The 8,990-nt window shown below is 60.8% G+C and carries 7 protein-coding genes and 2 pseudogenes; all 9 read right to left on the reverse strand.

The window, feature by feature from the left end; all coding sequences use genetic code 11:
* A partial coding sequence (locus tag BS626_RS17675) for a type VI secretion system Vgr family protein (protein WP_139308871.1) occupies positions 1-713 on the reverse strand: 713 nt, incomplete at its 3' end.
* Between the two features lie 61 nt (positions 714-774).
* Positions 775-1,095, reverse strand: a complete 321-nt coding sequence (locus tag BS626_RS17680; RefSeq protein WP_075183672.1) for a DUF1493 family protein — start codon at positions 1,093-1,095, stop codon at positions 775-777.
* A pseudogene (locus BS626_RS17685) lies at positions 1,092-1,547 on the reverse strand (STM2901 family protein). The gene BS626_RS17680 and the pseudogene BS626_RS17685 overlap by 4 nt, the downstream one beginning before the upstream one ends.
* Before the next feature lie 14 nt (positions 1,548-1,561).
* On the reverse strand, positions 1,562-4,198 hold the full coding sequence (gene tssH, locus BS626_RS17690) for a type VI secretion system ATPase TssH (RefSeq protein WP_075183673.1): 2,637 nt from the start codon (positions 4,196-4,198) through the stop codon (positions 1,562-1,564).
* A 299-nt stretch (positions 4,199-4,497) separates the two neighbouring features.
* Positions 4,498-4,989, reverse strand: coding sequence for a type VI secretion system effector Hcp (gene hcp, locus BS626_RS17695; RefSeq protein WP_075183676.1), 492 nt, complete (start codon positions 4,987-4,989; stop codon positions 4,498-4,500).
* 4 nt (positions 4,990-4,993) lie between these two features.
* Positions 4,994-6,712, reverse strand: coding sequence for an OmpA family protein (locus tag BS626_RS17700; protein ID WP_083615989.1), 1,719 nt, complete (start codon positions 6,710-6,712; stop codon positions 4,994-4,996).
* A 3-nt stretch (positions 6,713-6,715) separates the two neighbouring features.
* Complete coding sequence (gene tssL, locus BS626_RS17705) at positions 6,716-7,369, reverse strand: type VI secretion system protein TssL, short form (protein WP_075183674.1); 654 nt, start codon at positions 7,367-7,369, stop codon at positions 6,716-6,718.
* Complete coding sequence (tssK, locus tag BS626_RS17710; RefSeq protein WP_075183675.1) at positions 7,366-8,703, reverse strand: type VI secretion system baseplate subunit TssK; 1,338 nt, start codon at positions 8,701-8,703, stop codon at positions 7,366-7,368. Before tssK ends, tssL begins: the two co-directional genes overlap by 4 nt.
* Before the next feature lie 13 nt (positions 8,704-8,716).
* A pseudogene (locus BS626_RS17715) lies at positions 8,717-8,990 on the reverse strand (type VI secretion system contractile sheath large subunit); the annotation flags it as partial.

The following is an 8,990-nucleotide window of genomic DNA, read 5'->3' on the forward strand; positions in this document are numbered from 1 at the left end:
CGGACGCTGACGTCCCACACCGAGTCGACCGCATTGTCACTCATCCCCGACGGGCTGCTGAGCGGCAGGGTTTTTCCAAACGCCCAGGCGCTCTGCCTGTCCGCGAAGTGCACCACTTCGGTCTGGGTGTCGGGCTGCAGGGTAAAGAAGTAAAAAATCCCCACCTCCGCCAGCAGGCGTTCGATAAACGCCAGGTCACTTTCCTGATACTGGTTAATCTGCTCGCGCTTCGGATAGTCGGCTTTAAGGGTGAACGCATACTCCCAGCCCTTCAGCCCATGCTCCTGCAATACTTCGGTGACGACGTCCGGTACCGACTTATTGACGAAAAAGCGGTGGGTGCGGAACTGATTCCCCAGTAATGCCAGGAACGGTTCCAGTACAATGCAGTACTGCGCTTCATCCGCGGAGCCACCGGTACGCTCGAAATGCGTCACCACCCCGTGAACCACTTTACGCTCCGTCAGGGAAAGCAAATTGCCCGCGCCCATGGCCAGGGTCGCCGGCTTGCTCAGCATCTGGCGGGCATCCATGTTCTTGTCGGCACTGGTGAAACTGATGTCATAGCGGTAGAGCTGACTCAGCGTCTCTGTCCCGCAAAAATCTTCAACGTCCAGCGGCGAGGTACAGGAGGGAATATCAAGTTGATAGCGATTCAGGGTGGTATTAATCAAACTGGAGAGAGTATTCTGCTGCGTGTTCGTCAGACTCATAATAATGACTCCGTGATGATAATCTGTTTTGCCTGACTGCGCCGGAACAGGCAGTCTGAAATTATTTATATAACCAGCATCCTGCTCTGGCAGATTCAATAAACATGTGTATCGTCAGCGGCGGCTTTTTCTGCATGACCATTTTACATGAGAATATTGATTTCACCCGCCAGGGATAATAATTATCGACAGAGAAACCATCCGACTTAACCTGGAAATAGCGAAAATATTTCTCAGCCATCTCAGCCACGTCGTCAGCCTCATGAATTTCCTGCAGGGCAACATCATCGCCGACAGGTACTTTCTTCAGAAAAAGCGTGGTCACAAGCGGTAGCTCACGAAGAACAAAATCCCTTACTATGTCATCAGTTATCTCGCTCACCAGATTTTGTCCTCTTCACGGGCTATCCTGTTATACCGGGTGACGGTCCGATAGCTAATGGTGGAGACGTCATGTGTCAGGATCACTCAGCCCAGAACGGGAACGGCTCTGCCGGCGAAAGCCCCCAGATTATTGCCCCAGAAAATCTTTATTCCTCTTAACGAAAATGATTTCTTCGTCAGCGTTGGTAAGATCCTTTTACGGAATCTATAGCTAATATGTCTGCGAAAAAATAACGAAGCCGGAGAAGTTCCCCGGGTTGCCGTTTCCGGCTTACCGGGAATATCAATGATATTATTATCCAAAATTAAAGCAGCAATACCTGCTATATCCTGTATGCCCAGATGTTTTTCTGTTTCATCAACAAGGATCCAGAAAAGCAATTCCCAGGCAGTCAGGTTATTAATACCATCAAAAAAATATGTTCCATTCAGTTCTTCAACCGTATCCATATCATCTGCCCCGATTATTCATCAAACGCCAGCACTACCCCCTCTTCCTCATCCCATCCCAGCCTCAGGGAGCGTGGCTTCTGCTTCGCCGCCATGTAAGTCAGCAGCTGCTGACTCAGCACCGGCAGGATTTGCTGGTTGAGCAGGCTGTCGACGTTGCGCGCGCCGGTGTCCGGCAGCAGGCAGGCGGCGGTCAGCGCGTCATACAGGCTCTCGTCAATCTGCGTGCTCAGGCCGTAGTGACGATGCAGGCGCTTACTCACCTGGGCGAGCTTCATTTCCACGATGGTGCGCATGGCGGCTTCTGCTAATGGACGGTAAATCACCGTCTGGAAGCGCGCCAGCAGCGCCGGCTGGAAGTGATCGCGTAAAATCGGGCGCAGCAGCTCGTGCAGGTCTGCTTCGGTGGCCTCCGGCTGTTCGTCGAGCAGTTGCATCAGGTGGTCGCTGCCGAGGTTCGAGGTCATCAGAATGACCGTATTGCGGAAGTCGATTTCACGCCCTTCGCCGTCGCGCATAAAGCCGCGGTCAAAAACCTGATAGAACAGGTTCATCACGTCGCGGTGCGCCTTTTCCACCTCATCCAGCAGCACCACGCTGTACGGACGTTTGCGCACCGCTTCGGTGAGAATGCCGCCCTGGCCGTAACCGACGTAGCCCGGCGGGGAGCCTTTCAGCTGGGAGACCGTGTGCGGTTCCTGATACTCGGACAAATTGATGGTAATCAGCGACTTCTCACCGCCGTACAGCACGTCCGCCAGCGCCAGCGCGGTTTCGGTTTTACCGACGCCGCTCGGCCCCACCAGCAGAAATACGCCCTGCGGGCCATTCTCGGAGGTGAGACCCGTTTTTGCCGCACGCAGACGCCGGGCGATGGCCTCAAGGGAAACATCCTGGCCGACTACGCGCCTGCCGATTTCAGCTTCCAGCGTCAGCAGTTCGGTCTGCTCATCTTTCATCAGCGAAGAGAGCGGCACGCCGGTCCAGTCGGCAATCACATTCGCCACGGTGCGGGTGTCGACGTCAATCTGGATCAGCGCATCATCCTGTTGTGCGTTATTCAGCTGATGCTGCAGGTCGTGGATATCGGCCTGACGGCTGATATCCTGACGACAGGTCATCAGCTCCTGCGCCAGTGCCTTTTCGCTGCTGAAACGCGCCTCCTGTTCTCCGATACGCGCATCCAGCTCAGCCCGCTGCCGCTCAATGACGCTCAGGCGATCGCCGTGCCGGTCGCTGCCGGCGGCGATATCTTCCAGCAGCGCCTGCTCTTCCAGCGCCAGAGCGGTCAGCTGCGCTTTCAGGCGCACAATCGCTTCCGGCACCGTATCGAGGCTCATGCGCACGCGGGCGGCGGCCGTATCGAGCAAATCGACGGCCTTGTCCGGCAGCTGGCGCCCGGTCAGGTAACGACGGGACAAGGTGACGGCGGCGCGCACCGCATCATCGGTGATATGCACGCCGTGGTGCTCCGCGTAGCGGGATTTCAGGCCCCTGAGCATCAGGCAGGCGGTGTCGTCATCCGGTTCGTCGACCTTCACCATCTGGAAGCGGCGCTCCAGCGCGGCATCCCGCTCAAAATACTGCTTATATTCGGACCAGGTGGTCGCGGCAATAGTGCGCAGCTCGCCGCGCGCCAGCGCCGGCTTCAGCAGGTTGGCCGCATCGGCGCCGCCCGCCTGGTTACCGGCGCCAATGATGGTATGCGCTTCGTCGATAAACAGCAGAATCGGTACCGGCGACTGCTGCACCGCCTCGATCACGTTCTTCAGGCGCTGCTCAAATTCCCCCTTAACCCCGGCCCCCGCCTGCAGCAGGCCGAGATCCAGGGTACGCAGCACGACCGGCTTCAGGCTCTCCGGGACGTTGCCTTCGGCAATGCGCAGCGCCAGCCCTTCCACCAGCGCGGTTTTTCCCACGCCCGGCTCCCCCACCAGGATCGGGTTATTCTTGCGGCGGCGGGAGAGGATGTCCACCATCTGGCGAATTTCGGTGTCGCGACCAAACACCGGGTCAATTTTGCCTGCCTTCGCTTTGGCGGTGACGTCGAGGGTAAACTTGTCCAGCGCGTTTTGCAGCGCCGGAGAGAGTTCGCCCTCTTTCTGCGCCGTCGCCGGCTCCGCCGCCCGGCCGACCCATTCCACGCCATCGTTTTTGGCTAACGCCGCGTCCTGCTGCACCGCCGGGCGCTCGTCGGACTGCGCATCGAGCAGCGGCCGCAGCCGCTCCAGCTGGCTTTGCGCCAGGGTCAGCAGCGGCCACAGCCCATCGCAGCGCGCCAGTTTAGGTTTATCCACCAGTGCCATCAGCAGATGCACGCTGCGGATGTGCTCCTCACCGTTCAGCGAGGCCATCAGCCACGCTTCCTGCATCAGCGTCTGAATCGCGTCAGACAACTGCGGACGTTGACGCACTGAGCGCGGCTGTTTATCCAGCCAGGCGAGCAAATCCTGCCAGAGACTGTCCATATCCCACTCATAGCGACGGGCCAGCACCGTCAGGTCGCCCTCGCCCTGCTCCAACAGCTTCAGCAGCCAGTGCTCCGGCAGGATTTCCGCATGGGCGCGGGTCTGGCAGAGCGAGGCCGCCCCCTCCATCGCGCGGGCGCAGTAAGGGTTCAGACGTCGCAGCAGAACGGCGGGATTTTCCATGAGTGTCTCTCTTTGTTGGTGCCCGGACACGCTACCGCCCTTCGCTGTTTGTCATGAAGGGGACCAAAGCGCATGCGGTCGGGTTGGCAGATTGTGGGGGTGCTTTGCTGAGCGCCCGTGTAGCAGACGCTCAGCAAAGAAAAGGCAGGCAGAGCGGACTGCCTGTCTGAGCGGTTACTCTAAATCGTTCGTGCGGTAACAAGGCGGCAAGTTCGCGAATCCCCGGGAGCTTACAGCGGTAAGTGACCGGGGTGAGCGAATGCAGCCAACGCCGTTACCGCGCGAAATACGACGCGTAATCAGGCAGTGGCGCGTTCGTTCCAGCTATCGGAATGAATGATGTTGCCGTCTTTGTAGGTCCAGGTGATTTTTTCGTAGCGCAGCTCGATCTGCTCAAGGTGGTTGTGCTTCTCTTTCGCAGGATCCTTGATGTCGTGCATCACCGGGTTCACTTTCACTACCTTCACGTTTTCCAGCGTGGTGTTGAAGTACTCCACCTCCTGGCCCGCGTCGTTGATTCTGTACCACTTGAATTCCGCCGATTTCAGGGTCTGCCCGGTGGTCACCGCCTTGTAGAGATACGGGCTGGAGGAGTCGATCTCCTTGGTGAACAGGAACGGCGTGTGGATACGGGTACCGGTCAGCTTGCCGGTATTGTTATCGGTCGGGATGTACAGGTTGTGCTGCTGCGCCACCACCTCGATGCTGCCTTCACGATCCTGAACGTCCACGGACCCTTTGATGTCCGCGCCGCCGTCGTCTTTCAGCCAAAGATAAACAGGAATAGCCATGAAATTACTCTCCATTGTGTTGTGAAGCGTCATCATCCTGCGATAACGCTGAGGGTTGGCCCGGTATCTGACAGGCACTGGCCTGCGGTACCAGACTGATTTCAACACGGCGGTTGAGCGCACGCCCTTCCGCGGTGTCATTGGTGGCGACAGGGCGGCTTGCGCCATAGCCCTGCACCGCAAAACAGCTTTCCGGTACGTCACCGGTATCCCGCATCCAGTCGCGTACCGCTTCCGCACGCTGCAGGGAGAGCGCCTGATTGAGCTTCGCATTACCGGTGTTATCGGTATGACCGGATACGACAATCAGCCAGCCCGGTTTCGCCCTGATGCCGACGAGTGAATTCACCAGCAATTTGGTGGAGCCAGCCTTCAGCACGGATGCGCCGTAATCGAACAGCGACAGGCTGTCGAGACGAAGGGTTTTCGGATCCTGAATGACTCGCTGAATGATCGGCGGCGGCGGCGGCGCCCAGTCGCTGACGGCGGCCTCAATCGGCGGGATCAGGCGCACGCCCTGATAGAGCCCCAGCCGATAGCGCAGTGGCTCCCCGCGGCGCAGCCAGTCATCCAGCAGGGCGCCATCCGCCCGCAGGCGCTGCTGCGCCCGCAGTTTCGGCGCAGCGGGGTCACCCGTTAGCCGGTGATATAACGCCAGGTGATCGCCAACGCTGCGGATGAGACGCTGGTTGTGCATCCAGGACGCCAGCATAGCCAGCAGCAGAAACGTGCCGCCCAGTAATCCAACGTAGCGCCAGAACGCCATCCGGTGGCTGACGCCGCGGCGGCGCGGCAGCGCCGGCAGCAGCAGTTCAGGCAGCGGCAGCGGCTCGCTGGTCGCGGCCACATCCGGCGGCAGCGCCGTGATGGCGGTGATGTGCCGCTGCCAGAGATTGCCCGCGATACCGTTCACGGGCGCCATACATATGCCCTGGGCGCAGGGCGTCATCACCGGCAGATCGCCCCGCCGTACCGCCAGCAGCTCATTGACGGCACGGTTCTGCCAGGCCAGCAGACTGTCCAGCCACAAGCCCTGACTCAGCCGGGAAAGATGCCGGTCTGCTCCGCTCTCCCGCGCCCACTCCGCCAGTGACAGAGAGGGCTGTGCCGACGGGTACGCCCGAATTCCCGGCCACTGGCTCGTCTCAGCAAACCAGGCCGGCTCCGCGTCAGCGCAGGCGGCCGGCGGTGACACCCAGGTCACGGTCCACAGCGGCGGGAGCCTGCCAAATGTCGCGCGGCACTGGGCCACAGCACGCTGCCAGCCCCGCAGAGACTGGGTAAAATCGTCACCGGATGCGTGCTGCTCCGGCACCACCGCCAGCATCACGGAGATGTGCGACGCCAGCGCCGGGCGCAGCTGGATCAGGTGCTCTGCAAGGCGCGGCAGCTGTTCGGCATCCTTCACCCGCAGATACCAGTCCTGACGGGTTTCCCGGTGACGAGATCCGGACGCAAACAGCGGTGCGTTATCGCCGCAGACGAGGATCACCGCCCCCTGAAAATCCTCCGGCGGCAGGATAGCGTCCCCCCTCTCCCGGATCGCGATCGCCCGGACCTGAGATGCCCGGTGCTGACGCCAGATCATGGCCCCGCCCAGCAGCATAACCAGCAGGCTGAGCGCCACGCGGCTCCCGACCGACAGCGGCCAGAAGCTCAGGATCAGCCACAGCGCCAGCACGCCCGCCAGAGCGATTAACAGACCCCGGTAAATATCACGCATGCTTTATCCCGTCCTGATCGTCTGACTCACCAGCTCGCTGAGGGAGGAGGAGAGCACACACCACAGTATTGCCAGTGCGGCTACCCCGAGGATCCAGGAGAGCCAGTACAGGCGACGGCCGCTGCGCAGGCGGGATGCCCGGGCAACAATCGGTGCATCCTGGGCAAGCGTGAAAGCGGGAACACGTTCGCCCAGCGCACGTACCACGTCTTCACGACGCTCATCATCCCGGGCGCGGTACTGACCGACGAACCCCAGCTGCAGGGTTCGGTACATGCAGGTCAGGACCGCGGCATCGGGCGCGGTTTCTTTCAGCAGGTTCCGGATCCGTTCCCACAGCTCCTCACCGGCATTGAGGGTGCCAAAGAAGTGTGCCTGCAGCGGGTCACGGCGCCAGGTCAGGTAGCCATCATCGGTTGTTCCCCGGTTCATCACGCTCTCATCCAGCAGGGCACACAGGGCATACACCATATGATCGCGGCGGCTGTCGCTATACCCCGCCGCCGTGAGTGCCGCCCTCGCCTCCTGCACCAGGCGACAGGCCCGACGATAGAGCCCCTCCCCGTCGCGCACCTCCTGACCGCTCCGCAGCTGGCTGGCCATCAGCCAGCCCGGGTAGAAGATACGTTCTGTCTGACTGAGTTCGGCGTTATTCATGTGCGCAGTACCGCAAAGAGTTCAAGGTTCACCTCCCCCAGTGAGCGCGGGGTGTAGAAGGTGCAACTGCCCATCTCAAGCATCGTGCGTGCCGCCTCCGTACTCAGATCCAGTGAGAAATACTGGTTCTCAAGACGCAGCGGGATAGCGGCCGGAACATGCGTCAGCGGCTTGATAATCATCCCGCTCAGGGCGACATTCACCACGTCCGAAACATCGTCAAAACTGCCCGCTTTGCACAGCTGCGGGAATTTTGTCTGCAGTTCATGATTCGGCATCGGGGAGCGCACGGAGAGATAGAAATCCGCCCCTTCGCGCAGGCGCGCATCGTGCAGGGCGCCTTTCCAGATCTGCTCCTGATGCTCAAGGTGGATACTCACCACCCGCGACGGCAGGCTGGCTTCCAGCAGCTTATCGAGCAGTGCCAGCAGCGGGGGGAATACCCGTTCCGGCGCATCGTGCTGATAGGCAGGGATGTCCCCGGCGTCGTACTCCAGTGAGAAGGTCAGCAGGCTACCGGCCAGCCGGGTCAGTTCGCGGTACAGCAGCTCCGGGTGACGCCCCGGCGTTTGCAGCAGTTCCGCCAGCACCGGTTCGGCGCTGTTCAGGGCATTGAGCAGCCAGAACAGGGAGACATCGGCCACCGCAAAGTCCGCCATCCGCTCATTGCTCTCACGGCGCATGGCCATCAGACGGCGGCGACGGGCCTGCAGCCGGATCAGCAGGTCACCCAGTTCGGCGGTCAGCCGCGGGCTGGCAGAAACGGCCAGCAGCGGCGGGATAAACGCCGGATCCCGGCTCCACTGCCCCTGCGCATTACGCACCAGGCGGGCCACCGGACAGGTCAGGTATGCCGCGTTTTCCTGACTGGACAGGCGCAGAGTGAGCGCATGACGCAGAATGGCGAGCTCTCCGCTTTCATGGCCGGCCAGCTCCTGCACCACCACCCGTTCGGCTTTCCAGCGACGCGGACGCTCACTGTCCTGTCCGTTATCCAGATTGCCACCGCTGGCGCTTAGCAGCGGCAGCGCCACCACCACCTCAACCGTCTCAGCGCCGCCAGCGGCAGATAAATCACACACCGGCGCAAGGTTATCCGCCAGATCCGTATCCACCAGCGTGCCATCCTGAAAACGCACCGCCAGACGGGTGGGGTTCAGGCGCGAGAGCGCCAGTGCGGCGTCATCAAATTCCGCCGCCACCACCCCCCAGGGATGAGACATTCCCATTCGCGCGACCATGTCAGCAACGTGCTCATGCCAGCGGACCTGCTGCTGGAACTGCTGCGGGGCCAGCACGGCCCCATCCTCCCAAAGCGGGCGGTAAATTTTCATCCCTGCTCCCGCCTTACGCTTTGGCTTTTGGCATCTGAGACACCAGCGACAGATTCACGTCCATCCCCTCGACCTGGAAATGCGGGATCGCGTACAGCTTCACGCGGAAGAAGCCCGGGTTGTCTTCGATGTCTTCCACCACCACTTTCGCATCGCGCAGCGGGTGCGAGGCCTGCAGATCGTCGCCCGGATCGGTCATCTCCGTGACCAGGCCGCGCACCCAGGTGTTGAGCTCCAGCTCCAGCAGCCGGCGGTCTTTGGTGGTGCCGATGTTTTCCCGCTGAATC

This window comes from Pantoea sp. 1.19 (genome assembly GCF_001922585.1).
Taxonomy (GTDB): Bacteria; Pseudomonadota; Gammaproteobacteria; order Enterobacterales; family Enterobacteriaceae; genus 1-19.